The 26,162-nt window shown below is 71.4% G+C and carries 21 protein-coding genes; 9 read left to right on the top strand and 12 right to left on the bottom strand.

Features of this window, described 5'->3' with window-relative positions; all coding sequences use genetic code 11:
• Window positions 1-911: 911 nt before the first annotated feature.
• From ACZ418_RS36950 to ACZ418_RS36935, 4 genes are all read left to right on the top strand, one after another.
• Window positions 912-3,083 (top strand): glycoside hydrolase family 31 protein, encoded by a 2,172-nt coding sequence (locus ACZ418_RS36950; protein WP_468371722.1) that lies wholly within the window; start codon window positions 912-914, stop codon window positions 3,081-3,083.
• Between the two features lie 125 nt (window positions 3,084-3,208).
• Window positions 3,209-4,417, top strand: a complete 1,209-nt coding sequence (locus ACZ418_RS36945) for a carbohydrate-binding protein (RefSeq protein ID WP_468371661.1) — start codon at window positions 3,209-3,211, stop codon at window positions 4,415-4,417.
• A 127-nt stretch (window positions 4,418-4,544) separates the two neighbouring features.
• Window positions 4,545-5,321, top strand: a complete 777-nt coding sequence (locus ACZ418_RS36940) for a polysaccharide lyase family 7 protein (protein WP_468371660.1) — start codon at window positions 4,545-4,547, stop codon at window positions 5,319-5,321.
• Window positions 5,322-5,414: 93 nt separating this feature from the next.
• Window positions 5,415-5,867 carry a hypothetical protein gene (locus ACZ418_RS36935; RefSeq protein WP_468371658.1) on the top strand — a complete coding sequence of 151 codons (453 nt, stop codon included), beginning with the start codon at window positions 5,415-5,417 and terminating at the stop codon, window positions 5,865-5,867.
• A 27-nt stretch (window positions 5,868-5,894) separates the two neighbouring features.
• On the opposite strand, the gene ACZ418_RS36930 is transcribed toward ACZ418_RS36935, so the two are convergent.
• The 3 genes from ACZ418_RS36930 to ACZ418_RS36920 all read right to left on the bottom strand — a co-directional run bounded on the left by ACZ418_RS36930 (window position 5,895) and on the right by ACZ418_RS36920 (window position 10,678).
• A complete protein-coding gene (locus tag ACZ418_RS36930) occupies window positions 5,895-9,269 on the bottom strand; it encodes a pyruvate carboxylase (RefSeq protein ID WP_468371657.1) in 3,375 nt (1,124 codons plus the stop codon).
• A gap of 157 nt (window positions 9,270-9,426) precedes the next feature.
• Window positions 9,427-10,308, bottom strand: coding sequence for a hypothetical protein (locus tag ACZ418_RS36925; RefSeq protein WP_468371655.1), 882 nt, complete (start codon window positions 10,306-10,308; stop codon window positions 9,427-9,429).
• Window positions 10,309-10,441: 133 nt separating this feature from the next.
• Entirely contained in the window at window positions 10,442-10,678 is a 237-nt protein-coding gene (locus tag ACZ418_RS36920) for a PNPOx family protein (RefSeq protein WP_468371654.1), read from the bottom strand.
• A 467-nt stretch (window positions 10,679-11,145) separates the two neighbouring features.
• Here ACZ418_RS36920 and ACZ418_RS36915 point away from each other — a divergent pair, with 467 nt between their 5' ends.
• On the top strand, window positions 11,146-12,135 hold the full coding sequence (locus ACZ418_RS36915) for an aldo/keto reductase (RefSeq protein WP_468371652.1): 990 nt from the start codon (window positions 11,146-11,148) through the stop codon (window positions 12,133-12,135).
• 343 nt (window positions 12,136-12,478) lie between these two features.
• Here ACZ418_RS36915 and ACZ418_RS36910 read toward each other — a convergent pair whose 3' ends face one another.
• Window positions 12,479-12,835: a DUF6343 family protein gene (locus tag ACZ418_RS36910; RefSeq protein ID WP_468371651.1), complete on the bottom strand. Its 357-nt coding sequence runs from the start codon at window positions 12,833-12,835 to the stop codon at window positions 12,479-12,481.
• 377 nt (window positions 12,836-13,212) lie between these two features.
• Here ACZ418_RS36910 and ACZ418_RS36905 point away from each other — a divergent pair, with 377 nt between their 5' ends.
• On the top strand, window positions 13,213-14,466 hold the full coding sequence (locus ACZ418_RS36905) for an MFS transporter (protein WP_468371720.1): 1,254 nt from the start codon (window positions 13,213-13,215) through the stop codon (window positions 14,464-14,466).
• 63 nt (window positions 14,467-14,529) lie between these two features.
• Here ACZ418_RS36905 and ACZ418_RS36900 read toward each other — a convergent pair whose 3' ends face one another.
• Genes ACZ418_RS36900 through ACZ418_RS36890 form a run of 3 tightly spaced genes read right to left on the bottom strand, consistent with a single transcriptional unit; the run spans window position 14,530 to window position 16,222 of the window.
• A complete protein-coding gene (locus ACZ418_RS36900) occupies window positions 14,530-15,273 on the bottom strand; it encodes a metallophosphoesterase family protein (RefSeq protein ID WP_468371649.1) in 744 nt (247 codons plus the stop codon).
• A complete protein-coding gene (locus ACZ418_RS36895) occupies window positions 15,270-15,548 on the bottom strand; it encodes a hypothetical protein (RefSeq protein WP_468371648.1) in 279 nt (92 codons plus the stop codon). The genes ACZ418_RS36900 and ACZ418_RS36895 overlap by 4 nt, the downstream gene beginning before the upstream one ends.
• Entirely contained in the window at window positions 15,545-16,222 is a 678-nt protein-coding gene (locus ACZ418_RS36890) for a nucleotidyltransferase family protein (protein WP_468371646.1), read from the bottom strand. The genes ACZ418_RS36895 and ACZ418_RS36890 overlap by 4 nt, the downstream gene beginning before the upstream one ends.
• A gap of 250 nt (window positions 16,223-16,472) precedes the next feature.
• Here ACZ418_RS36890 and ACZ418_RS36885 point away from each other — a divergent pair, with 250 nt between their 5' ends.
• A complete protein-coding gene (locus tag ACZ418_RS36885) occupies window positions 16,473-17,627 on the top strand; it encodes a PP2C family protein-serine/threonine phosphatase (protein WP_468371644.1) in 1,155 nt (384 codons plus the stop codon).
• A gap of 91 nt (window positions 17,628-17,718) precedes the next feature.
• Here ACZ418_RS36885 and ACZ418_RS36880 read toward each other — a convergent pair whose 3' ends face one another.
• From ACZ418_RS36880 to ACZ418_RS36860, 5 genes are all read right to left on the bottom strand, one after another.
• Window positions 17,719-20,469, bottom strand: coding sequence for an AAA family ATPase (locus ACZ418_RS36880; RefSeq protein ID WP_468371642.1), 2,751 nt, complete (start codon window positions 20,467-20,469; stop codon window positions 17,719-17,721).
• A 220-nt stretch (window positions 20,470-20,689) separates the two neighbouring features.
• On the bottom strand, window positions 20,690-21,586 hold the full coding sequence (locus ACZ418_RS36875; protein ID WP_468371640.1) for an SDR family oxidoreductase: 897 nt from the start codon (window positions 21,584-21,586) through the stop codon (window positions 20,690-20,692).
• A 94-nt stretch (window positions 21,587-21,680) separates the two neighbouring features.
• On the bottom strand, window positions 21,681-22,421 hold the full coding sequence (locus ACZ418_RS36870) for an SDR family oxidoreductase (protein ID WP_468371638.1): 741 nt from the start codon (window positions 22,419-22,421) through the stop codon (window positions 21,681-21,683).
• Window positions 22,422-22,468: 47 nt separating this feature from the next.
• The gene (locus tag ACZ418_RS36865) at window positions 22,469-23,476 is read right to left on the bottom strand and encodes an aldo/keto reductase (RefSeq protein WP_468371636.1); all 1,008 of its coding nucleotides are present in this window, start codon (window positions 23,474-23,476) and stop codon (window positions 22,469-22,471) included.
• A 51-nt stretch (window positions 23,477-23,527) separates the two neighbouring features.
• A complete protein-coding gene (locus ACZ418_RS36860) occupies window positions 23,528-24,424 on the bottom strand; it encodes an SDR family NAD(P)-dependent oxidoreductase (protein ID WP_468371635.1) in 897 nt (298 codons plus the stop codon).
• 123 nt (window positions 24,425-24,547) lie between these two features.
• On the opposite strand from ACZ418_RS36860, the gene ACZ418_RS36855 reads away from it, so the two are divergent.
• Window positions 24,548-25,297, top strand: a complete 750-nt coding sequence (locus ACZ418_RS36855) for a TetR/AcrR family transcriptional regulator (RefSeq protein WP_468371634.1) — start codon at window positions 24,548-24,550, stop codon at window positions 25,295-25,297.
• Between the two features lie 425 nt (window positions 25,298-25,722).
• Entirely contained in the window at window positions 25,723-26,109 is a 387-nt protein-coding gene (locus ACZ418_RS36850) for a histidine kinase (protein ID WP_468371632.1), read from the top strand.
• Window positions 26,110-26,162 lie beyond the last annotated feature (53 nt).

The raw sequence follows: 26,162 nt of genomic DNA, 5'->3' as shown, positions 1-26,162 counted from the left end.
CGTTCCGATGTGCGCCGCATCCCCTCCGCACGCGACTGCTCAAACGTCGCGAAACAGGGCGCACACTGTCAAGGGTGCCTCAGGCGACGGATGATCCGCCACGGGTCTGCCGACTTCGTGACAAGTCTGCTGCAATCCCCCCTCATCGGGGGCGGCGCCCCGGTTCTTCGGCTGTGCCGCCCGGGTCCTGAGTGCCGATCACCGAGAGCAGCGACGCCGAGCGAGGGGTGGACGCTCCGCTTGTGGACGGTGTGCGCCTAGCTCAAGGCGCGTCCATGCCGCCGGGTTACGGGCCCTCGCTATTGACATGAACCTGCGTCAGCCCCGAGGCTTCCTGCTTGAAGTTGCTCGATTCGAGCTCGTTTCGAGCGCTTACGAGCACCAAAGCAAGAACAGTCAGTCCGCAGTGTTGCGAGAGGAGCTGTTCCGCCGTGCAAAGACCGCGAAGAAAGCGCCACCGTGTGCCGTGGCCGGCCTGGGTACCGCTGGGGCTGGCGACGGCCCTGGCGGGAACCCTGCTCGCCGCCCCGCTGCCCGCCCAGGCCGCCGCCACCGCCTCCGGCGCCGCACTCGACCCCGCTCACAGCAGTGTCAGCTGGCAGAGCCCGGTCTACGCCAAGGGCACCGGCGGCGGCACCGAGAGCTGTCCCGACCCGGCCGCCGATCCCGACGACAAGGTCTGCGACCGCTTCGATCTGACCGTCTCGGTGCCGGACGGCTACTGGGACGACAACCCCGAGGGCGGCGTCCCCCTGTCGATCACATGGGAGAAGCCCTCCGACGACTTCGACCTGTACGTCTACGACGACCACGGCAAGCAGGTCGCGTCCAGCGCGGGCACGGCCGATCCCGAGGCCACGGTGATTCCGCGGGCGTCCGGGACGTACCACGTGGTGGTCGTGCCGTACGACGTGCACGACAACTCCTTCACGGGCACCGCGTACCTGCCCGCCACCACGGACGCGGGCGATCTCACGTCCTTCTCGGGAGGCGACGGCAGCTACACCGTCAAGGCGGGGCAGCTCACAGCGCAGGCGGACTTCCTGACAGGGGGTCAACTGCGGCTACAGGCCGATCCATCCGGCTCGCTGAGCGATCCGGCGGGCACGGCCATCGTGCGCAAGCAGCCGTCCGTGGAACGGCACACCTCGTCCTTCGACGCGGGCGACTACTTCGGCATCCGCTCGCCGCAGGCCGTGCTGCGCGTGTACAAGAAGCCGCTGAGCTTCGGGCTGTACAAGCCCGACAACCGCACCCGGATCTGGCAGGAGGACAAGCCGCTGCGCTGGTCCACCGGGGGCATGCGGCAGAGCCTCATGCGGGGCGCGGACGAGCAGTTCCTCGGCGGCGGGGAGCAGAACGGCAGTTTCTCGCACCGCGGGCAGACGATGTACGTGGCCAACAGCTTCGACTGGAACGAGGGCGGCTACAACAACTCCCAGCCGTTCTACCTCTCCAGCGCGGGCTACGGCGTCTTCCGCAACACCTTCGCACCGGGCGTGTACACCTTCGGCTCACCGGTGACCACGGGCCAGCAGGAACGGCGGCTGGACGCCTACTACTTCCTCGGTGACGCCAAGCAGGTCATCGGCAAGTACACGGCGTTGGTGGGCAAGCCGTTCATGCCTCCGGTGTACGGACTCGAACCCGGTGACTCCGACTGCTACTTGCACAACGCCAACCGGGGCGAACGCCACACCCTGGACGCGTTGAAGATCGCCGACGGGTACGCACAGCACCAGATGCCGCTCGGCTGGATGCTGGTCAACGACGGCTACGGCTGTGGGTACGAGAACCTTCAGCAGACCGCCCAGGGCCTGCAGGACCACCACACCCAGCTCGGCCTGTGGACCCAGGACGGCATCGACAGGCTGGCCGACCAGGTCAGGGCGGGCCAGCGGGTGGCCAAGCTGGACGTGGCCTGGGTCGGCAACGGCTACAGGTTCGCGCTCGACGCGTGCGACGCCGCCAAGAAGGGGATCGAGGACAACAGCGACGCGCGCGGTTTCGTATGGCTGCCGGTGTCCTGGGCGGGCGCCCAGCGCTGCGGGGTGCTGTGGAGCGGCGACCAGAAGCTGTCCTGGGACTACATCCGCTGGCAGATCCCGACCTACGCCGGGGCGACGATGTCCGGTATCGCGTACAACACCGGTGACGTGGGCAGCATCTACCGCCACGACGCCAAGATGTACGCCCGCGACCTGCAGTGGAAGGCGTTCCTGCCGGCCATCATGACCATGGACGGCTGGGCGACCGACATCACCACCAAGAAGCCTGCCGACCAGCAGCCCTGGCTCGACGGCGAGCCGTACACCTCCATCAACCGCAAGTACCTGCAGCTGAAGGAGCGGCTGCTGCCGTACATGTACACGCTCTCCGCCGAGGCGGCGAAGACCGGTGTCGGCGCGGTGCGTCCGCTGTGGCTGGAGTACCCGCACGACCCGAACACACTGTCCGACCAGGCGAAGTACGAGTTCCTTTCCGGCCCCGACTTCCTCGTCGCCCCGGTCTACCAGGACTCCGAGACCCGCGACGGCGTCTATCTGCCGAAGGGCACCTGGACCGACTACTGGACCGGCCGCACCTACCGGGGCCCGACCACGCTCAACGGCTACCGCGCTCCGCTCGATACGCTCCCGCTGTTCGTGCGCGAGGGCGCGGTCGTGCCGATGTGGCCGAAGGGGACGACGAGTTGGCAGACCCGGGACCGGCACGAGCTGGACTGGGACCTGTATCCGGCGGCCCACGGAAGGAGTCACTACACGCTGTACGAGGACGACGGGCTGACCCGCGACTTCACCGAGGGCGCCGCCGCCGTCCAGCGGGTGTCCCTGCACTGCGACGACAGCGGGACGACCGTCTCGGTGGGAGCGAGCAGGGGCGACTACGCCGGCAAGGTGGACGCCCGCTCCTACCGGTTCACCGTGCACGGCGAGGGTGCGCCCGCACGGGTCCTCCTCGACGGCCGCCAACTCCCCGTCTCCGCTTGGTCGTACGACCCCGGCACACAGGTCACGACCGTCACCGCACCGAGCCTGCCGCTGGACCGGGGCTTCACCGTGCGACTGGTCGACGAGAAGTAAAGGAATCGTATGGTCTAGTCCAAAGAGCGTGCTGGTCTAGTCCAAGTTCATTGACGTGGCCGCAACAGCTCCCGGAGGGTGGGGCTCCCCGCTCTGGGGACTCCCCCACTCTCTGGAGGCACGCAGTGAGACGTCTTCGGGCATGTCTGGGCGCGGCGGCGGCCGTCACGCTCGCCGCCGCCGGCACCACCGCGCTCGTCGCGAGCAACGCCTCGGGCGCGACGACCGCGCTGAGCAACCGCTGGTACGCCGCCGCCCCTTATCTGATGCCGCTGGACAACGACCCGCCGGACCCCGCGGCCATCATGGACGCCACCGGACTGAAGGCCTTCCAGCTGGCCTTCGTCCTCGCCCCCAACGGCGGCGGCTGCTCGCCCACCTGGGGCGGGACCGCGCCCGTCTCCTCGGACACGGCCGTGCAGTCGATGATCAACACGATCCGCGCCAAGGGCGGTGACGTCTCCGTCTCCATCGGCGGCTACGGCGGCACGAAGCTGGGCCAGGCGTGCGCGGACGCGGCGTCCACGGCGGCGGCCTACCAGCAGGTCATCACCAAGTACGGGCTGCACGCCATCGACTTCGACCTGGAGGAGCCGGAGTACGAGAACAGCGCGGCCATCAAGAACGAGATCGGCGCGGCCAAGATCCTCCAGCAGAACAACCCGGGGCTGTACGTCTCGGTGACGACGGCCGGCACCGCGGACGGCACCGGCTGGTTCGGCAAGCAGATGCTGCTGGAGGCCAAGTCCCAGGGGTTCACCCCGAACAACTTCTCCATCATGCCGTTCGACGGCGGCTTCAACGGGGCGGCGAGCCAGACCGGCGCGCTCACCAACTTCAACTCGATCCTGCAGTCGACCTTCGGCTGGGACCAGGCGACCGCGTACGCCCACGAGGGCTTCTCCGGCATGAACGGCCGCAGCGACACGGGCGAGTACTTCACCCAGGCCGACTTCCAGACGGTGCTGGACTACGCGACGAGCCACAACATGGACCGCTTCACGTTCTGGTCCCTGAACCGCGACCGGCAGTGCAGCCCGCCCGACAACGGGGGCCGCACGTCCGGGACATGCTCCAGCGTCACCCAGAACTCCTGGGACTTCGCGAAGTACTCGGTGCAGTTCGCCGGTGCCACCCCGCCCACCCCCACACCCACACCGACCCCCACACCGACACCGACCTCCTGCAAGCCCGCATGGAGTTCCACGGCGGTGTACACGCAGGGGAACGAGGTCTCGTACAACAAGCACAACTGGAAGGCCAAGTGGTGGACCCAGAACGAGGTGCCCGGCGCCTCGGAATGGGGGCCGTGGCAGGACGAGGGCGCCTGCTGAGCCACTTGACGTGTCTGGTTCAGACCTCTAGCTTCTCGGGTCATCAGCGACCAAGGATGCGTTCAGTGTTCATCATGCTGAACGCATCCGCCGGTCCGGCCTTCGCTTCGAAGAAGGGACCCCCCACATGACCCGATCCCGGCTCCTCGCGGTGCCGACCACCGCGGGACTCGTCCTCGCCCTCACCCTGCTCGGCAGCCCCAGCGCGGTCGCCGCCGATCCGCATGTCGCGCCCGGCGGCAACTTCGACCTGTCGGTCTGGGAGCTGCAGGAGCCCATCGGCTCACCCGGCAGCCCCACCACCGTCCCGTCGTCCCGGCTCCAGGGCCCGAACGGCTACCAGGACGCGTACTTCTACACCGACACCCGAGACGGCGCCATGACGTTCTGGGCACCGGAGAAGGGCGTGACGACCCCGAACTCCAACTACGCCCGCTCCGAGCTGCGCGAGATGAACCGGGACGGCAGCGCCGCCGACTGGGCGCTGTCCGGCTCGCACCGGATGAGCGCGACCCTGCGCGTGGTGTCCGTGACGAAGAACGTGTGCGTCGGGCAGATCCACCTCGGCAGCGGCGGCTCCTCCACCAAGCCGCTGCTGGAGCTGTACTACCACGCGAACGGCGACATCGTCCTCGGCACGGAGAACTCGCCGTCCGGCGGACAGACCGCGCATGCGGTGGGGCACGTGTCGATCGGCAAGACCTGGAGCTACACCATCGCCGTATCCGGCGGGAACACCATCGACCTGACCGTCAACGGCACCACCACCCACTACGGCATACCGTCGTCGTTCCAGCGGTACAAGCAGTACTTCAAGGCCGGCTCCTACAACCAGTCCTCCTCGGACAGTACGACCAACGGCGCCCGTGTCGCGTTCTACGGCCTGACGGTCAAGCACGGCTGACACGCGGCCCGACCTGCGCGACTGGTGGAAACCGCCGTACGGTCGTAGCGTCGGGTGAACGCGCTAGGACACAGCACGACGGCGGGAGCGACCATGCGCGGATCAGTGATGGGAACGGCGGTCACCCTCGCGGCCGGCGCCCTGCTGACGGCGGCCATGACCACGGCTTCGGCGAGTCCGCCGACCGCGGCCGCCAAGGCCGATACCCCCCGACCGGTCCTCGTCGACTGCATGTGGCACCAGGATGTCCGGCCCGCTGACTTCATCCTGGCCTGCGGCGACGGCAACAGCCGGCTCTTGGGGCTCCACTGGACGCAGTGGAGCCCGGACGGGGCGACGGCCAAGGGTGTGAACTTCGTCAACGACTGCAAGCCGTACTGCGCGGCCGGCCACTTCCACGGCTACCCGGTGACCGTCCGGCTCGACGAACCCAAGGCCTGGAAGAAGCATCCGAGCGTGCAGCACTACACGCGGATGACCCTCACCTACGTCGATGCCCGGCCCGAGGGGTTCAAGCAGGTCATGACCTACCCGCTCTGGGACTGAGTGCCCGAGACCGGGTAGGCGCCGAGGTCAGGCGAGCTCCGCCAGGAGGTCGCCGCCCTCCACCTGCTGGATGCGGTTGATGGCCAGGCGGGATACGCGGCCCGCCTTCGGAGCCGTGATGGTGGCCTCCATCTTCATCGCCTCGATGGTGGCGACGGTGGCACCGGCGGCGACCTCGTCTCCCTCGGTCACCACCAGGGTCACCACACCGGCGAACGGCGCCGCCACGTGGCCGGGATTGGCGCGGTCGGCCTTCTCCGTCACCGGCACGTCCGAGGCCGCCGCGCGGTCGCGGACCTGGATGGGCCGCAGCTGGCCGTTGAGCGTGGACATCACCGTGCGCATGCCCCGCTCGTCCGCCTCTCCGATCGCCTGCAGTTCGATCAGCAGCCGGACGCCGGGCTCCAGGTCGACGGCGTACTCCTTGGCGGGACGCAGTCCGTAGAAGAACGCCTTGCTGTCCAGCACGCTGGTGTCGCCGAAGGACTGCCGGTGCGTGTCGAACTCCCGCGTCGGGCCCGGGAACAGCAGCCGGTTGAGGGTGGCCCGGCGGTCCTTGGCGAGGCCCTCGCGCTCGTCGGCGGACAGCTCGGGCGCCGGCTTGGGCGCGGCCCGGCCCTGCAGCGCCTTGGTGCGGAACGGCTCGGGCCAGCCGCCGGGCGGGGTGCCCAGCTCGCCGCGCAGGAAGCCGATCACCGAGTCCGGGATGTCGAACCTGTCGGGCGTCTCCTCGAAGTCCTTCGGGGAGACGCCGGCGCCGACCAGGTGCAGGGCGAGGTCGCCGACCACCTTGGAGGACGGGGTGACCTTGACCAGGCGGCCGAGGATGCGGTCGGCGGCGGCGTACATCGCCTCGATGTCCTCGAAGCGGTCGCCGAGGCCGAGGGCCACGGCCTGGGTGCGCAGGTTGGACAGCTGGCCGCCGGGGATCTCGTGGTGGTAGACGCGGCCGGTCGGGGAGGCGAGGCCCGCCTCGAACGGGGCGTAGATCTTCCGCACGCCCTCCCAGTACGGCTCCAGGTCGCCGACGGCCTGCAGGTCGAGCCCGGTCGGACGGTCGGAGTGGTCGGTTGCGGCCACCAGCGCCGACAGCGACGGCTGCGAGGTCGTACCGGCCATGGAGGCCACCGCGCCGTCCACGGCGTCGGCGCCCGCCTGGATCGCGGCGAGGTAGGTGGCGAGCTGGCCGCCGGCCGTGTCGTGCGTGTGCAGATGCACGGGCAGATCGAACTCGCGGCGCAGCGCCGAGACCAGCTTGGCGGCGGCCGGGGCGCGCAGCAGTCCGGCCATGTCCTTGATCGCGAGGACATGGGCGCCGGCCTCGACGATCTGCTGGGCCAGGCGCAGGTAGTAGTCGAGGGTGTAGAGCCGCTCCGACGGGTCGTTGAGGTCGCCGGTGTAGCAGAGGGCGACCTCGGCGATCGCGGTGCCGGTCTCGCGTACGGCGTCGATGGCGGGGCGCATCTGCCCGACGTCGTTGAGGGCGTCGAAGATGCGGAAGATGTCGATGCCGGTGGCGGCGGCCTCCTGCACGAAGGCGTCGGTCACCTCGGTCGGGTACGGCGTGTAGCCGACGGTGTTGCGCCCGCGCAGCAGCATCTGCAGGCAGATGTTCGGCACGGCCTCGCGCAGGGCGGCCAGCCGCTCCCAGGGGTCCTCGGCGAGGAAGCGCAGGGCGACGTCGTAGGTGGCGCCGCCCCAGCACTCCAGGGAGAGCAGCTGCGGCAGGGTGCGGGCGACGACCGGGGCGACGGCGAGGAGGTCCTTGGTGCGCACGCGGGTGGCGAGCAGGGACTGGTGGGCGTCGCGGAAGGTGGTGTCGGTGACACCGATGGTCGGCGACTCACGCAGCCGGCGGGCGAAGCCCTCGGGGCCGAGGTCGACCAGCAGCTGGCGGGAGCCGGCGGGCGGCTCACCGACGGGCAGCGGCGGCAGCTTGGTGACCGGGTCGAGCAGGTCGGGGCGCTCGCCGTGCGGCTTGTTGACCGTGACGTCGGCGAGGTAGGTGAGCAGCTTGGTGCCGCGGTCCGCGGAGGAGCGGGCGGTGAGCAGGTGGGGGCGCTGCTCGATGAAGGAGGTGGTGACCCGGCCCGCCTGGAAGTCGGGGTCGTCCAGGACGGCCTGCAGGAACGGGATGTTGGTGGCCACGCCCCGGATGCGGAACTCGGCCACGGCACGCCGGGCGCGACCGACGGCCGCCTTGAAGTCCCGGCCGCGGCAGGTGAGTTTGACCAGCATCGAGTCGAAGTGCGCGCTGATCTCCGTACCGGCGTGGGTGGTGCCGCCGTCCAGGCGGATGCCGGAGCCGCCCGGGGAGCGGTAGGCGCTGATCCGGCCGGTGTCCGGGCGGAAGCCGTTGGCGGGGTCCTCGGTGGTGATACGGCACTGCAGGGCGGCGCCGCGCAGGGTGATGGTGTCCTGGGCGAGGCCGAGGTCGGTGAGGGTCTCGCCGGAGGCGATCCGCAGCTGGGCCTGGACCAGGTCCACGTCCGTGACTTCCTCCGTCACGGTGTGCTCGACCTGGATGCGCGGGTTCATCTCGATGAAGACGTGGTTGCCGGCGGGGTCGAGGAGGAACTCTACGGTGCCCGCGTTGCGGTAGCCGATCTCCCGCGCGAAGCGCACCGCGTCGTCGCAGATCCGCGCCCGCACCTCGGGGTCGAGGCCCGGGGCGGGGGCCAGCTCGATGACCTTCTGGTGGCGGCGCTGGAGGGAGCAGTCGCGCTCGTAGAGGTGGATGACGTTGCCCTCGCCGTCGGCGAGGATCTGCACCTCGATGTGGCGCGGGTCGACGACGGCCTTCTCCAGGAAGACGGTCGGGTCGCCGAACGCGGCGTCGGCCTCGCGGGACGCGGCCTCGATGGACTCGCGCAGCTGGGCGGGGTCCGCCACGCGGCGCATGCCGCGCCCGCCGCCGCCCGCGACGGCCTTGACGAAGACGGGGAAGCCGATCTCCTCGGCGGCGCGCACCAGTTCGTCCACGTCGGTGGAGGGCTGGGAGGAGCCGAGCACGGGCACGCCGGCCGCGCGGGCGGCGGCGACCGCGCGGGCCTTGTTGCCGGTCAGCTCCAGGGTGGCCGCGCTCGGGCCGACGAAGGTGATGCCCGCCTCCTCACAGGCGCGGGCCAGCTCGGGGTTCTCGGACAGGAAGCCGTAGCCCGGGTAGACGGCGTCGGCACCGGCCCGGCGGGCGGCGCCCACGATCTCCTCGACGGAGAGATAGGCCCGGACCGGGTGTCCCGGCTCCCCGATCTCGTACGCCTCGTCGGCCTTCAGCCGGTGCAGCGAGTTGCGGTCCTCGTGCGGGAACACGGCGACGGTGCGCGCGCCGAGTTCGTAGCCCGCCCGGAACGCGCGGATCGCGATCTCTCCACGGTTGGCGACCAGCACCTTGCGGAACATCCTGGATTCCCTTCAGCTGCCTGCCGGCGACGAACACCACGGTGTCAGCCACGCCCTGCCGTACCTCGCGGCAACCTTAGGGGGTGGCCGCGCGTGTGGACGTGCGAAAACCATCACATCGACAGGGTGGGCGGCGCCACAGGCACGTACGGCGGGATCAGCACTCCAGGGAGGTCATCGCCGTGTCCTCCGACCGTTCCTGTGCCCCTGCCCGTGACCGTTCGGCGCTCGCCGGCACGGGCACGGTCCGGGGCGGTGCGGACGCAGGGGTCACGGACGGTTCCGCGGACACGGGCCCGCGGTCCCGGACGGGCAGCAGGGACAGCAGACGGGCCCGCAGTCGTGCGTGGCGGCCGTGCAGCAGGCCGAGGAAGATCGCCGAGGCCACCGCGATCAGGTGCTCGCGGCCGGCCAGGTTGGGGACGGCGATGGACTCCCACACCATCGAACCGCCTGTCAGGGTGAAGACCACCGGCGCGCGTTTGACCACCGAGAGATAGGTGAACAGGCCGACGACGGCCGCGGACGGTCCGGTGTCGAGCACCTCGGCGTACGTGTGCGGCAGCCCGAAGCCCCACCAGCCGGGGCCCAGCGCGATCATCACGCGGGCGGTGAGCGTACCGGCCAGGGTGGTGGCGTAGGAGATCGCCAGCGTCCGGGCCCGGCCCAGGGCCAGTTCGGCCCAGGCGAAGGCGAGGAACAGCTGGGTGATGCCCGCCCACACGGGCAGGTCGAGCGCCGGGACGTACAGCGACACGGGTGTGCGCAGCAGCGACAGCCATAACGGCAGGTCGGCCCTGACGCCGCCGAGCCGCGTCACCCACACCGCGCCGAGCGGATGCTGGGCGATCGCGTGGAAGAAGACGACACCGAACGCGGCGACGAAGGCCAGCAGCAGCCCGGACAGTCCGCGCCGCATGAGCCGCCGCACGGGTTCGACAACGATGGCGTGCCACTCGCCCCGCAGGGTGCGCCCGGTGAAGCGGGCGAGCCGTGCGAGCAGCGCGCGGCACCACTCGATGCGCGCTTCAGTCGTCATGAGGCACAGCAGCCCATCGCCTTCGGTTCCCCCGTCATGTCCATCGCCCCTTTCACCCCGATCCCGACATTCCGGCCTCAGAGCGTTTTTTCGTGATCCACCCGTTTCAGCCGCCATCGTAGAGATGTACGGATCACTCCCGGCCGGCCCATGTGACGTCGTAGGTGCCGGTGCCGGCCTCGACGCGGGCAGCGGGGTGGGCGAGGACGTTGTGGCACCTGGCCGGGTGGTGCGGGCGGCCGCCGTTGGTGCGCGCGCCGGTCGCGGCGAGCAGGGGCAGCGGTACGCCCGTGAAGTCGCCGCCGACCACGCCGCCCGCGGTCCGGAACTCGTCGATCACCTGCTGGTCGCGCCGCTGCCGTTCCGACATGCGCCCGGTCCCTCCCCCGGTGTGGGCCTCTGTGGTGGTGAGACCCGATCGGTGACAGTTCAGCGAGCCGGGAGGCGAGCGTCAAGATCCTTTACGGATGGACGGGGGTGTGGGAAGACCCACAGGTCCGCAGCGGGGGAATCCGGGCCCGGGAGGCAACCTCCACCCCCTCGGATCCGTCCTCCCATGCAGGCCCCTCGAACGGCTCGGCGCGGCGCGCGGGCCCGAAGCGCCGAGTCGTCCTCTTCACGGTGTATCCGGCGACGGAGCTGCGCAACAAGCCGGTGGTCACCCAGAACGACCTGTTCCAGCTGCCGGTGCGGCTGGATTCCTGGCCGTGCTCGGAGCGTTGCTTGACTTGGAGAGCGCTCCAACTCGTAGCGTCGCAGACGTACGGCCCGTGGGTGTGCGCATCCGTGTGCCGTACGGAGCGACCATCGAGTGTGCGGGAAAGGCTGGGACATCACATGCAGAAGCGCAGTCTGCGGGATCTCGAAGTATCGGCTCTCGGCCTTGGATGTATGGGCATGTCGGCCTTCTACGGCTCCGCCGACCAGGAGGAGGGCATCGCGACCATCCGACGGGCCCTCGAACTGGGGATCAACTTCCTCGACACCGCGCAGGTGTACGGCCCGCTGACCAACGAGTCGCTGGTCGGCGAGGCGATCCGGGGGCACCGCGACGAGTACGTACTCGCAACCAAGTTCAACTACCGGATGGACAACGCCGTACCCGGCGACATGTCGACCGTCGGCCGGCAGGACGGCTCCGCCGAGCACGTCCGTGAGTCGGTCCACGGCTCGCTGCAGCGGCTCGGCACCGACCACATCGACCTGTACTACCAGCACCGGGTCGACCCGAACGTGCCCATCGAGGAGACGGTCGGCGCGCTGGGCGAGCTGGTCGCCGAGGGCAAGGTGCGGCACATCGGGCTGAGCGAGGCGAGCGCGGCGACCATCCGGCGGGCGCACGCGGTGCACCCGATCACCGCCGTGCAGAGCGAGTACTCGCTGTGGACGCGCGATGTGGAGGCCGAGGTGCTGCCGACCTGCCGGGAGCTCGGCATCGGCTTCGTGCCGTACTCCCCGCTCGGCCGCGGCTTCCTCGCGGGCCGCTTCACCTCGCCGGACGAGCTGGACGAGAACGACTTCCGGCGCAACAACCCTCGCTTCACGGACGCCAATCTGGAGGCGAACCTGCGGCTGGCGGCGAAGGTGAAGGAGATCGCCGCCGAGAAGGACGTGACGCCGGCCCAGCTGGCCATCGCCTGGGTCCTGGCCCAGGGTGAGGACCTGGTGCCGATCCCGGGCACCAAGCGCCGCACCTACCTGGAGCAGAACGCCGCCGCGGTCGGCATCGAGCTGAGCAAGGAGGACCTGGCCCGCATCGACGCGGAGCTGCCCGAGGTGGCGGGCGAGCGGTACGACGAGGCGGGGATGCGGGCCGTCAACCGCTGAAGCACCGTGCGGGGAACTGCCGTCTGGCGGCTGCGGGTTCGTCAGCGCCGCGCCCCTCATGGGGCGCCGGTGCGCGCCGCCCTCGCAGCGCGAACCGGGCGGTGCCGACGGCCGCGCCGACCCGGCTCGTCGCGGTGGCGAAGCCGACGTACCAGCTGATCTCCAGGTCGGCCGACGGCCGGCCGCGGCCCTCGCCGGGGCGTACTCGGGGAGCAGCGGGGCACCGATGGCGTAGCCGCCGCCGCAGGAAATGCCGATCAGCGGAGGGCCGACCAGGTCCTCCACCACCGTGGACAGACGCAGATCGCTGGTCAGCGCGCTCATCGCCATGCCGAGGCCCGGCTCACCGGTGGGGGCCCGGCCCCGCCGTGTCCGCGCCGCGCTCCCGCCGCCTGCGCGCGGTCACCACCGCGAGATCCAGTGCCGCCGTCAGCGCGAGGACACCGCACACCACCGCGAGGACGGTCAGCGGACCGCTGCCCGGGCCGGCGCCGGGACCCGAGTGCGCCGCCCAGACGGCGAAGCCCGCCGTCGCCGCGGCGAACAGCGGCAGGAAGACGGCGGACAGCAGCTGTCGCAGCCGAAGTGCGCTGCGGGCGGTGGCCGGTTCGGTGCCGGTGCGCGGGAAGCGGTGAGCGAACGCTCCGGAGCGTGACCGGGGCTCCGGCGACGCCGTGCATCCGTGGTGTTCGTCACGCATGGAGGGCCTCCTTCGACGGGACGCAACGGTCTGCCGCCGACCGCGTAGCCCGGACCCGCGCCCGGCAAACCGGGGCCTGTGAGGAACCCCACGCGCGGCTCAAGTGCCTTATCTGCACAACCCTTTGATCTTCCCGCCGACCCCTCGGCAGAGACCACACCGACCACTGTGCCCTCCCGTCTGCCACGATGGGCGGGCGCCCCGACCGGGCGGCCCAGCCGCGCAGCGCAGCCGGCCCGACGGGTTCCGCCGGTCTCTCCCCGACTCCCTTGGTTGTCGAGTACCCCCCTGTGTCTGCTGCCCCTGCCCTGCCCACATCCGTGCCCAGTTCCGCGCCCGTCTCCCGCTCGCCGTGGCGGTCCTTGCGACACCGCGGCATGCGCTGGTGGTCGGCCGCGAATTTTGTCTCGAACGCCGGCACCTGGATGCAGCTCACGGTGCAGAACCTGCTCGTGCTGCACATCACCGGTTCCGCCGCGGCGACCGGCCTGTCGATCTCGGTGCAGGCGGCGCCGGCGCTGTTCGTGAGCCTGCTCGGCGGCGCGGCCGTGGACCGCTGGCCCCGGAAACTGACGGTCGCCGTGAGCCAGACGCTGCTCGGCGTGGTCGCGTTCACCACGGCTCTGCTGGTGGCGCTGGACCGGATCGACATGACCGCGCTGCTGGTGCTGGCCGCCGTGACCGGCATCATCGCCACCGTCGACGGGCCGGCGTGTGCGCTGCTCGGCAATGATCTGGTGCCCCGGGAGGACGTGCCGTCGGCGATCGGTGTGGGTGCCCTCGTGCACAGCGCGGGGCGGCTGGCCGGCACCGCGCTCGCCGGTGTGGCCGTCGGGTTCCTCGGTACGGGCGCCGCCTACGCCGCCAACGGGCTGTCCTTCCTGTTCGTGGCGTCGGTCGTGCCCTTCCTGCGGCCCGTCCACGGAGCGGTGGCGGAGCCGGCGGCCGCGCCGCGGAGCGCCCCCGCCCCGGCACAGGCGGAGATGAGCGTGCGCGAAGGCCTGCGCTTCTTCGTGCGCCGGCCCCGCCTGGTGGCCCTCGCCGGGATCACCGGCATCAGCTCGGTCTTCGGCCGCAACTACGGCCTCACCCTCGCCGTCCTCGTCACCGGCCCGCTCGCGGGCGGCGCCGGGTCGTTCGGCACCGTCTCCACGGTGCTGGCGGTCGGCGGCATCATCGGCGCGATCCTCGGCGCCCGGCTGCGCAAGCCCTCCGTACGGACCGTGGGGCTGCTCGCGGCGGCGGGCGCCCTCCTCCAGGTCGTCGCGGGTCTGTCGCCCTCGCTGGCCGTGCTGATGGTGCTGGTGCTGCCCATGGCCGTGGTGGAGTCCGTCTCCGACACCGCTGGGACGGCCGTCCTGCAGACCGACCCGCCGGCCCATCTGCGCGGCCGGGTGCTCGGGGTGTGGAGCAGCATCGGCACCGTGTGGAGCCTCGGCGGGCCGCCCCTGCTGGGCCTGCTCATGGAGTGGGCCGGTGCGCGCGGCGCCCTGGTCGCCGGCGGTCTCCTCATCGCCGGATCGATCGGCGCGGGCCTGCTGGTCCGGCGGCGCGGTGGGATGATGCCGGTGACCGTCACCGCGAAGGACGGCGACGTGACAGCGCGGGAGGCGCTGGGTACGTGCGCCTGACCAGTCCACAGGAAACGCGCTGCCTGCACCCCGACCGACCGGGAAGCCCGTGGTCCGGCCGGCTCACCCCGGCGCGTGCTCCTCGTGGCCCGACAGGTTGTAGACGTGGAAGGCCTGGCCGATGACCGGCTGGGCCACGTTCCGTACGCGGACGCCGCCGCTGGTCATGCCGTGCTCGGTGCCCGCGTGCGCATGGCCGTGGACGGCGAGGTCGGCGCCGGCGGTGTCGATCGCCTCCGCGAGCAGATAGCTGCCGAGGAACGGATAGATCTCCTGCGGCTCCCCGGCGAGGGTGTCCGGAACGGGCGAGAAGTGGGTCAGGGCGATCCGGACGTCGCAGTTCCGGTCGGCCAGGTCCTTCAGGGCGGCGTGCAGACTGTCGGCGCACCGACGGCTGTAGCGGACGAACTCCTTCATGAGGGGTTCGCCGAACTCCCCGGCACAGCGTCCGACGAATCCGCCGCCGAAGCCCTTGGTCCCGGCGACCCCGATCCGGGTCTCGCCGTCGCCCACCACGGCCGCCTGTCCCTCCAGGACGTGGGCCCCGGCGTCCCGCAGGATCATGCTGACCTCCTCGGGCCGTTCGTCGTGGTGGTCGTGGTTGCCGAGGACGGCGACGACCGGCACCCCCAGGTCCTTGATCTCCCGTGCGACGACCGCGGCCTCTTCGGTCGTGCCGTGCCGGGTGAGGTCGCCGGCGAGCAGCAGGACGTCGGCGCACTCGCGCAGCGTCTCGAAGGAGGAGCGCAGCGTGCCCTGGCTCTCGGGGCTCATGTGGATGTCCCCGACGGCCGCGACGCGGATCATGTCAGGTCCTCTCCGTGGTCGGGCGAGGAGGTCCCGGCGACGAGGATGTCGCAGTGGACGGGGTGCCCCGCCAGTTCTTCGCGGGCCATGTGGCAGATGTCGTCCCGGCACTGGCTGGACGGCACGGTGCCGGTCAGCAAAATGGCGTCGCCGCGCAGCTCCAGCCGTACGCCGAGCTCTCCGAGGTCCCCGGTGGCCAGGCGCTCGGCGAGATGGGCGACGCGGTAGTCCAGGTTGCCGGCCGCCGGCGGGGGCGGCGGGCTCGTTTCGGTCATGGGTGCCCCTCCTGGGGGTCGATCACGTTCAGCCGTTCGAGGAGGAAGAGGAAGGCGGCCGGCATGGGCTGGTCGCCGCAGGCCACCCGGAGCTCGTCCCAGTCGACCTTCTCGCGGACGGCGCGGGCCACCGGCAGGACGGCCCCGAAATCGCAGTAGTGCTCCGAGAAGGCGCTGATCAGGCTGTGGATCAGGTCGGTCGGGGAGAGGACGGGCATCAGCACCGAGTCGACCGGCAGGACATGGGCGCGGTCGAGCATCTCCTCGGTGACGGGCTGGTGCGCGAGGGCGAAGATGATGTCGATGTTCTGCCCGCGGCAGCTGGTCTTCAGCAGCCAGTCCTCGGGCGGGGTCCGGATGGGCAGGCCGGCCTCGCGCAGGGTGGCGGCCACCGCCTCCGCGTCGTCGGGCAGCACGCAGAAGTCGGCGTCGTGCTGGAGGTAGCGGCTGCCGCCGTGGGCATAGACGGCCACGCTGCCGGCGAGGGCGAAGCGGTGACCGGCGCGCTTGAGCAGGGCGCCGATCTCCTTGGTGGCCTCCAGGATCGCCTGGCTGCGATCCTGCGGCAGGTCCGGTCCGGGCGCGGCAGGCCGGTCCGGTCCGCCCGCGGCGAGGCGGAGCTCGGTGACCTCCGGGCGCCGGAGGGGAGCGGCGTCCTCCCCGTTGTGCGTCATGGCATCTCCGTTCGCGGCCCGCGGCCCCGGGTCGGCCGGTTCGGACCCGGGGCGTACGGGTACCCGGCGCGATCGCACCGACACGGCGCCCGGTCGGGCCGTTCGCGACGCCTCGTCCGCCCCGACCAGCACCGAGGTGCCGGGGTCGGGGATGTCACCCTGCGCTGCGGCGACGCCGACGTGAACATCATGCGGAGGCCTGTGGCCGCACGGGCGTGCATCGTGTCCGGCTCTGGAGCACGCTTGAAGGATGACGCCCTGGCCCAGAGTGGGTCCGCGGCAGCCCTGGCAGTCAGTACACGCTCTGCTGTTGCTCCCGGTCGCGCTCATCGTGGTGATCACGGTGGTGGACATGCAGACCCCCACCAGCGTCCACCTGGGCCCGGCCCTGGTGATCGCGCCCGCGATCACCCCTTCCTTCGCCGGGCCACGGACCACGGCGGCCGTCGGAGCGCTGGCACTGGCCGCGCAGGTTCTCCTCGGCTTCACCCACGGCGGGATCGGCACGATGAACCACATCGTGCAGATCATCACCCTGGCGGTGCTGACGGTGACGCTGGTGATCTACAGCGCGCTGCGGGAGCGCCGGCAGGCCCAGCTGGCCCAGGTCCGCACGGTCGCCGAGGCCGCACAGCACGTGCTGATGTGGCCGCTGCCCGAGCAGATCGGCCCGCTGCGGATCGCCTCGCTCTATCTGGCGGCGGAGGACGAGGCACAGATCGGCGGCGACCTGTACGCGGCGACCCGTTGCGACGGCGCGGTACGGGTCCTGATCGGTGACGTGCGCGGCAAGGGGCTGCCCGCGATCGGCGAGGCCGCGCTGCTGCTCGGCGCCTTCCGGGAGAGCGCCCACCGGCACATCCCGCTCGAGGAACTGGCCGACCTGCTGGAGCAGAGCGTCACCCGTTACGCGGCGGATCTGGACCCGCCGGAGGAGGCGGGCGAGCGGTTCGCCACCGCGCTGCTGGTGGAGATCCCGGACCGGGATCCGGTGACCCGGATGACCAGCTGCGGCCATCCGCCGCCGCTGCTGCTGAGCCCCGGCCACGCCGTCACGGTTCCGAGCCTGCACCCGTCCCCGCCGCTCGGGGTGCACGGCAGCAACACCGAACACACGCTGGACGTCTTCTCCTTCGAGCCCGGTGACACCCTGCTCCTGTACACAGACGGTGTGGTGGAGGCCCGGGACAGCCGCGGCCGGTTCTATCCGCTCACCGAGCGGGCCGCGCTCTGGACCGACGACGCCCCCGAGGCGCTGATGCACCATGTGCGGCGCGACCTGCTCAGCCATGCCGGGGGCCGGCTGGACGACGACGCCGCGCTCATCGCACTGCACCGCACCACAGTCGAACGACGTCGCCATCACGGCCGGGTCGCCGGCACGAACGGCTTCCGGCACGGGTGAGGGCGGCCGGCCACCGCATGACGGACCTCGCCCGGCCCCGGTTCCGGCGCGACGGGCGGCTTCACGGTCATGAGGGCGCCCTACCGAGCCCTCATACCCGGGGGACCGGCTGCGCCTGGGTTCCATCGAGCGCGGCGTGCAGTTGGGTCCTCGAGGTGATCCCCAGCTTGGCGAAGACCCGGGACAAGTGCGCGCCGGCGGTGCGGTGCGATACGTAGAGCCGTTGTCCGATCTCCCGGTTCGTCAGTCCCTGGGCGGCAAGTTGGGCGATCTGCAGCTCCTGCGGGGTCAGGGTATCGAGCGCGGAGCTGCGCCTGGAGCCGCTTTGCTCGCCGGCGGCCCGCAGTTCCCGCCGGGCCCGGTCACCCCAGGGGATCGCGCCCAGCGCGTCGAAGGTATCGCGCGCCGAGCGCAGCGGTTGCCGTGCCTCCACGACGCGCCGTCGGCGTCGCAGCCACTCCCCGTGCACCAGCTCTGTGTGCGCCCGCATGAACGGCTGGGCCGTCAGGTCGGCTTGCAGGGCCTCGGCGAAGTAAGCCTCGGCTTCCCGGACGTCGCGCGCGATCAGTGCCCGGGCCAGGCGCAGCCCGGCATGCAAGGAGGGCGAGGTCGTCCGGGTGCCCGCGTCCTCCAGATCCGCGACGATACGCGCGGCCGCTTCCTGTTCGCCGCTGCGCACGGCGGCGTCGGCCAGTCCGGCCACGGTGTGGCAGCGCAGGGCGATCTGGTACGAGGGATCGGCCGGGTCGTGCATGCGCGAGAAGCGGGCGAAGGCCTCCTCGAACTCTCCGGCGGCCAGCGCGGCGAGCGCTCGGGCGTCCTGGGCGGTGGCCAGCGGAGGACGGGCCCCGACGGGAGTCGCCGTCCGCACCGCCTCGGCCGCGTATTCCTCGGCTCCGGCGAGGTCGCCGCGCAGGGCGGCGATCTTGGCCTGGGTGGCACGCACGAGTGCGTGGAGATAGGGCTGGCCGGTCTCCTGGGCCAGTCGGCCGGCCTCTTCGGCCGCCGGGATGGCGGCGGCCAGGTCGACCAGGTGCGCCGCGCTCCAGGCCTGCGCTGCCAGTGCCCGGGCGAGCAACTGCAGACGACCCTCGGCGCGCAGGCCGGCGACGGAGGATGCCGAATGGGTCTTCGCGAAGTCGAAGTCGCCCAGCAGTACCGCGCCGCTGCCGAGGAGCCGCTCGGCCTGAGGGTCGAGAATGGCGGCTTGAGCAGCCTTGCGGGACCGTTCGATGACGAGTGCGCCCCGGTCGATGGGCGCCGCGTAGGCCAGAATCGCCAGGAGCCGGGGATCGTAGTCGTCGATCGGCAGTTGCTCCGAGACTGCGACGATGCGCTCGCGCTCCGCTCGGGCAGGCGCCATCCAGAAGCAGCGAAGCGCCGCGCTCCACAGGATCCGGATCGCCGTCTCGACCTGGCCCTCCGCGGCCACGCTCTCGGCCAGTTCGGTGAGGGTGCGTGCGTCCATGGCGCCGTGCCGCAAGCCGTCTTCAAAGCCTTCCCGGATCCAGACCAGCCGGGCGCGGCGATCCTGCGGCAGATCATGGCGCGAGGCTCCCGCGAGCAACCGTTCCACGACCTCTCGTCGGCCCAGCTCGACGGCCCGATCGGCGGCGCGCAGAAGTCGGTCCGCGCGCAGGTCCGGGCTGCCGCTCAGGCGCGCGGCGTGCTCGAGCGCGTTGACCGCGCTCTCCACGGCGCCGCGGCGCAGCGCGGCCAGGGCGACCGCCTCGAGTTCGGTCGCCAGATCCTCGTCCGGCGGATCCGTGGCCAGAGCGCGGTGCCGGACGCTGCGGTCCGGCTCGGTGGCCAGCGCAGTGGCCAGGGCGGCGTGCACCGCCCGCCGCCGCTCCTCGCTCGCGAGCTGGTGAATCGCCGAGCGCATCAGGGGATGCCGGAACCGGATGGCGTCGCCGTCCACGTCGATGAGCCGCGCGTCGACGGCGGGGGCCAGGTCGGCTCTGGTGATGCGCTGTCCGCTGAGGATCTCGACGGCGTGGCCGATCTCCGCGAGGTCCTCGCGCTCGTCGAGTGCGGCGACGAGCAGAGCGGTGCCGGTCGGCTCGGGCAGGGGCGTGACTCGCGAGGCGAAGGCCCGGGTGAGCCGTTCGGTGAGCGGCAGCCACGGCGTGTCGAGTGCCTCCGACGTCGCGCCGCCCAGTGCACTGCGGGGGAGTTCGATCAGGGCGAGTGGGTTGCCGGCGGCCTCGGCCAGGATGCGGCGACGCGTGGTATCGGGCAGGCCGGGCGCGTGCGCGTCGAGCAGGGTCGCCGCGGCGTCGTGCGGTAGCGCTGACAGGGTGAGCTCCGGCAGTCCTGCCTCGTCCAGCCGGGACGGTTGGCTGTCCCGCACCGCCGCGGCCAGCAGGATCCGCTCGGACTCCAGCCTCCGGGCCAGGAACGAGATGACGTCGGCGGTGGAGCGGTCCAGCCAGTGGGCGTCCTCGGCCACCAGCAGCAGGGGTGTCCGCGTGGCCACCTCGGAAAGGAGGTCGAGCGTCGCGAGAGCGACGAGGAAGGCGTCCGGGATGCTGCTCTTGGTGCGGCCGAGTGCGGCGTCGAGCATGTCACGCTGGGCTTGCGAGACGACCCTGATGTCCTGCCGTAGCGGTCGCAGCAGCTGGTGCAGGCCCGAGAACTGCACTTGGGACTCGGATTCGATTCCCACGGTCCGCAGCATGCGGATGCCGGCGGCGGAGGCTCGTGCGGTGAGTTCGGCGAGCAGCGCCGACTTCCCGATTCCCGCTTGGCCCCGCAGGAGCACCGCGCCGCCGTGCTGGTCGATCCTGCCCAGGAACTCGTCGATGCGCCGGAGCTCGCCGTCCCGACCGACCAGCGACACCGTCCACCTCCCCCGGGCCCCTGCCCTCCGCGTGCGGGCGCGCAGGCCTGTGCGGGGATTATAGGCGCGGCAGGTTGCCCCAACATCGACAGCGCGTCACGCCCCGGCGTCGGGGGCTACGGGACGAGGTGGGAGAGGCTTGGATACGTGCACGGGGCCTCGCGCGGCTGAGGGGAGGCGCCACGCCGTATGGCACGTCCCCTGAGCCGCTGGGCGGGTGTTACTCGGCGGGCGTGACGGTGAGGAGGTCGGCGAGCCCGACCCGGGTCAGGAAGTCGCGGCGGATGCGGTCGGCGACCTGCGAGACCTCCTCGGAGCCGTCGTCGGCCGGGTCGATGTGGACCCGGTAGGGGCGCCGGCCGGCGGGCAGGGCCACGATGCGAGCGATCTCGTCGGCGACCATCGATGCATCGGCGTCGGCCGGGGCGAGGTCGGCGAGCTTCTTGGCGACCTGGTCCATCAGGCCGGGGTACTTGCTCTCGTACTCCGCCTCCACCGCGCTGTCGGCCGGCTGGCCGGAGTGGGCGAAGTGGTTGGTGCCGCTGGTGAAGGAGCCGGGCACCACGATGGAGGTCTCCACGCCCCAGCGGGCCAGCTCGGCGGCGTAGCTGACGGCGAGGGAGTCCATGCCCGCCTTGGCGGCGAAGTAGGGGCCCAGGTAGGGCGGGGTGCCGCCCTTGACGCTCGAGCTGGAGACCCAGATGACCAGCCCGCGGCCGGCGGCGCGCAGGTGGGGGAGAGCGGCGCGGTTGACGCGCTGGGTGGAGAGCACGTTGACGTTGTAGAGCTCGGCGAGCTGCTCGGGGGTGAACGCCTCGACGGGGCCGGTGACCATGTGCCCGGCGTTGTGGATGAGGACGTCGATCCGACCGTGCTCGGCGATGACCTGGCCGACGGCGGCGTCGACCGACTCCTGGGAGTTGACGTCGAGTTCGATGGAGCGCAGGTCGACGTTGCGCTCGCGGCTGTAGTCGGCGGCTGCCTGGACCTGGGGAGCGTTACGGGTGGTGGTCCGGCGCATGCCCGCGTAGACGGTGTTGCCCTGGTCGGCCAAGGCGCGGGCGGTGAGGGCGCCGAAGCCGCTGGAGGCGCCGGTGATCAGGATGATGTTGCTCATGGAGTCTCCTCGAGACAGGTGGGGCGCTCGGGTGGTGAGGCCAGGAAGCGGTGGCCTCCCGGCGTGCCGTGGTGTTGCTGTACCGGGGCTCGGCTCAGCTCAGGCCGCCGTTGGCGAACAGGACCTGGCCGTTGACCCAGCGGGCGGGGCCGGCCAGGAACGCGACGGCCTCGGCGATGTCGTCGGGGGTGCCCAGCCGCTCCAGCGGAGCGGCCTTGGCCAGGTTGTCGATCGCGGCCTGGTCCTTGCCCTCCAGGAACAGCGGGGTGGCGACGGGGCCGGGGGCGACCGCGTTGACGGTGATGTCCTTGCCGCGCAGCTCCCGGGCGAGGATCAGGGTCATGCCCTCGACCGCGGCCTTGCTGGCCACGTAGGCGCCGTAGTTGGGGAAGTGCGTGCGGGTCACGGAGGTGGAGAAGTTGATCAGTGCGCCGCCCTTGCGCAGCCGGCGGGCTGCCTGCTGGGAGACGACGAAGGTGCCGCGGATGTTGGTGCGGTGCATCCGGTCCAGGTCGTCGAGGTCGAGGGTGGCGATGGGGGCGAGCAGCATGATGCCGGCGGTGTTGACGACGACATCGATGCCGCCGAACTCGCTCTCGACGGCGTCGAAGGCGGCGGCCATCTCGTTCTCGTCGGCGACATCGCCGCCGACGAGGGCGGCCTTGGCCCCCAGGGCGGTGACCGCATCGACGACTTCCTGGGCTCGGGCCTTGTTGCCGGCGTAGTGCACGGCGACCGTGTAGCCCTCGCGGGCGAGGCGCTCGCAGACGGCGCGTCCGATGCCTCCGGAGCCGCCGGTGACCAGTGCGACGCGGTCGGTGGTGTTGTCGGTCATGACAGATGCCCTTTCGAAGCGGGGTGATGGTGCGGGATGAGGTGGACTCAGCGCTCGCTGTCGAGCGTGGCCATCGCCGGGGCGGCGTAGCGTTCGCCGGCAGCGGCCCCGGCGGGGATGGCTGCCTCGATCTCGGCCAGGGCGTCGGCGTCGAGCTTGACGACGGCTGCCCCGAGGGATTCGGCCAGGCGCTCGCGTCGGCGGGCTCCGACGAGCGGAACGACGTCGCTGCCCTGGGCGGCGACCCAGGCGATGGCGACCTGGCTGGTGGTCGCACCCAGGCGCTCGGCGACCTGGCCCAGGGCCTGGACCAGGCGCAGGTTGGCCTCGAGGTTCTCGCCCTGGAAGCGCGGGCTGTGGGCGCGGAAGTCGTCGCCGCTCAGCTCCCGCGAGGGGGACCAGTGGCCGCTGAGCAGGCCGCGGGAGAGCACGCCGTAGGCGGTCAGTCCGATGCCCAGTTCGCGCAACGTCGGGATGATTGCCTTCTCCGGGCCGCGGGAGAGCAGGGAGTACTCGATCTGAACGTCGCTGATGCGGGCGACGGCGGCGGCGCGGCGGATGGTGTCGGGGCCGACCTCCGACAGGCCGATGTGGCGGATGTGGCCGGCCTGCTGCACCTCGGCGAGGGCTCCGACGGTCTCCTCGACCGGGATCTGCGGGTTGAGCCGGGCCGGGCGGTAGATGTCGATGTAGTCGGTGCCCAGGCGGCGCAGGGAATAGGCGAGACGGTCCTTGACGGCCGCGGCGGAGACGTCGTACGGGACGGGCTGGAAGGCGCCGTCGGGGGTACGGCGGGAGCCGAACTTCACGCTGAGGACGACGTCTTGGCGCTTGCGCCCCTTCAGGGCCTCGGCGATGAGCAGCTCGTTGGCGCCCGAGCCGTAGAAGTCGGCGGTGTCGAGGAGGGTCATGCCCGCGTCGAAGGCGGCGTGCAGCGTGGCGATGCTCTCGGCCTTGTCGGCGGGGCCGTAGAGGTCCGACATTCCCATGGCGCCGAGGCCGATGACGGACACCTGGGGGCCGTGAGTGCCGAGCGTGCGGGACGGGAGGGTCATGGTGGTTCTCCTCGGGGAGTTCAGGGTGGACGGGGCCTGGTGGAGCAGCTGTCATGCGCGTTGGAGCAGCGCGGTGATGCCCATGCGGCGGGCCAGGCGCAGGCGCAGTTCCTCGGCGGCGCCATTGACGATCTCGGCGCCGTAGTCGGAGGCGTCGGCCACCGCGCGCCGCGGTCGCTGCCCCTGGGGCAGGTTGACGATGCGGACGATCTCGTCGGCGACGATCTGCGGGTCGGCGGAGACGGCGCCTGCCATCAGGCGCTCGGTGTCCTCGGCCATGGAGGCCAGGTAGGGGGCGATCTTGTCGTAGGCGGCAGTGCGCTCGGTGTCGGCCGGGAAGCCGGCATCGGTGAAGTGCGCAGTGCCCTGAGTGAAGACACCGGGCATCAAGACGGTGGTCTCGATCCCGTATACGGCCACGTCCCAGGCGGTGGAGTCGGCGAAGGCGTCGAAGGCAGCCTTCGCCGCGGTGTAGGGGCCCAGGAACGGCGGGATCGCCCGCGTGGTACCCGAGCCGATCCACAGCAGCAGCCCGGACTCCTGACGCCGCATCACCGGAAGGACGGCCCGGTTCACCCGTAGAGCGCCGACGGCGTTCACATCGAAGGCCCGCAGGACCTCCTCGGGGCTGAAGGCCTCGGTGACACCGACGAGGAGGTGTGCGGCGTTGTGGACGACCACGTCCAGGCCCCCGCCGTCCCGCACCATCTCGGCGACCGCCCGCTCGGCCGACTCCTGGGACAGGACGTCGAGTTCGAGGACGCGCAGGGAGCCTGCCGCGGTACCGGTGGCGTCCCGCAGTGCTTGCGCCTTGGCCGCGTTGCGGCCTTCGGGGTCGCGCATCGAGGCGAAGACAGTGTGGCCGGCTTTGGCGAGGGAGATCGCCGCCAGGGCGGCGATGCCGGTGCCGGCGCCGGTCAGCAGCACTCGGCTGGGCGGTGCGGTCATGGTGGACCTCCAGGCGACAAGGGGTTACGAGGCGTGCGCGACACCTGAGTGAATCAGCGATCACGCATCTAATACAGCAACGCTAACACATCACCGATCACCGTCAAGTGTTATCGTCGATGCATGACAGAGAGTGCAACCGTCCCCCAGCCGCGCGAGCGGATCCTCCAGGCAGCCACCGACCTGCTCACCGCAGGGGGAAGGGAGGCGGTGTCCACCCGCGCCGTCAGTGCGGCGGCCGGCGTCCAGGCGCAGACGATCTACCGCCACTTCGGCGACATGCAAGGACTGCTCGACGAGGTCGCCAGGCGCGGCTATGCCGACTACCTCGCGGCCAAGCACGCCCAGATCGGCGTCGGCGACCCGGTGGAACAGGTGCGCCGGGGTTGGGACTTGCACATCTCCTTCGCGCTCGCGAATCCCGCCGTCTACCGGCTGCTGTACGCCGACCCCCGGCCCGACCTGGAATCCCCTCTGGTGGGAGAGGCACACGCGGTCCTGCTCGGACTGGTGGAAGGCGTCGCCAAGAGCGGCCGGCTGACGACGAGCGTCGAGTCCGCTGCCGCGATGATCCACTCGTCGGGTGTCGGGGTCGCGCTCACCCTGATCGCCGCCCAGGCCGCGGGACAGCTGTCCCGCTACGAAGGGCTGTCCGAGAGCGTCCGGGACGCGGTGCTCGGCTCCGTCCTGGCTCAACCGCAGGAGGCCCAGGAGAGCGGCACCCCCGCGACCGAGGCAGCCGTGCACGCCATCGCCCTCAAGGCCCTGCTCGACGAAGGCGTGCGCAGCCTCACTGCGGGCGAACGCGTGCTGCTGGTCGAATGGCTGGACCGGATCGCCGGCGGGGGCACAGCGGCGGAGCAGGCGCACTGACCGCCGCCCGGCGCCGCAGGCCCGGGCCGTTCTCGGAGGAGCACGCGACATCAAGGCCTTACCCCCAATCGGCTGTCGGCGCCTTACCGCGCCGGTGGGACAAGCCTCTCCTCCGGCCGAGCCACCATCAATCGAGGCCGCACCAGCGGGGGTTGTGGGGAAGCCCCCACACACCGGCCGGGGCGGACCCACGAACCGAGGTCGAAGGGCAGACAGGTGACAGCGATCCGCAGCGAGTACTTCTCGGGGACTGCCCAGCCACGGCACCCTCCACCCGCGGCATCCCGACGGCAGCCCCTTCCCCGAGCCGGAATCCGGGATGCTGGCGCCGATGATCCTTTACACCAACCCCGCCGCCTGCCCCCTGGAGCGCGACGCAGGCGCGCATCCGCGCCGACGAGTCCCGCGCGTCGCAGCGCCGCATCATGGAGAACGTGGCGGCCGTGCGCCGGCAGACCGCGCGGGACCTCCACGACGGCGCTCAGCAGCGGCTCGTCAGCCTGCTGCTCTCCCTTCGCCCGGCCCGCGAGGCGATCGACGCCGCGGCGAACCCGGAGGTGCTCGACCTGCTGGACCAGTGCCTGGCCGACGCCGAGGGTCACATCGCCGTCTCCATCGAGGTGACCGAGGACGGGGAGACACTGCTGCTGCGCGTCGCGGACGACGGCGTGGGCGGGGTGAGCGTGGATGCCGCCGGCAGCGGACTGATCGGAATCGCCGACCGCGTCGCCGCGTTCAGCGGCGCCTTCCGCCTGGCGTCCGAAGCCGGATCCGGGACCTGCGTCCAGGCGCGGCTACCGGTCCCCTCCTGACGGTCCAGGGAGGTTTTCGTGGGGTTGGCCCCATGGCCGCCCGGGGAGCGCGC

Source organism: Streptomyces sp. NPDC030820 (assembly GCF_055572075.1).
Note: the sequence above shows the minus strand (reverse complement) of the source record. Positions and strands in the feature narration are given on the sequence as shown.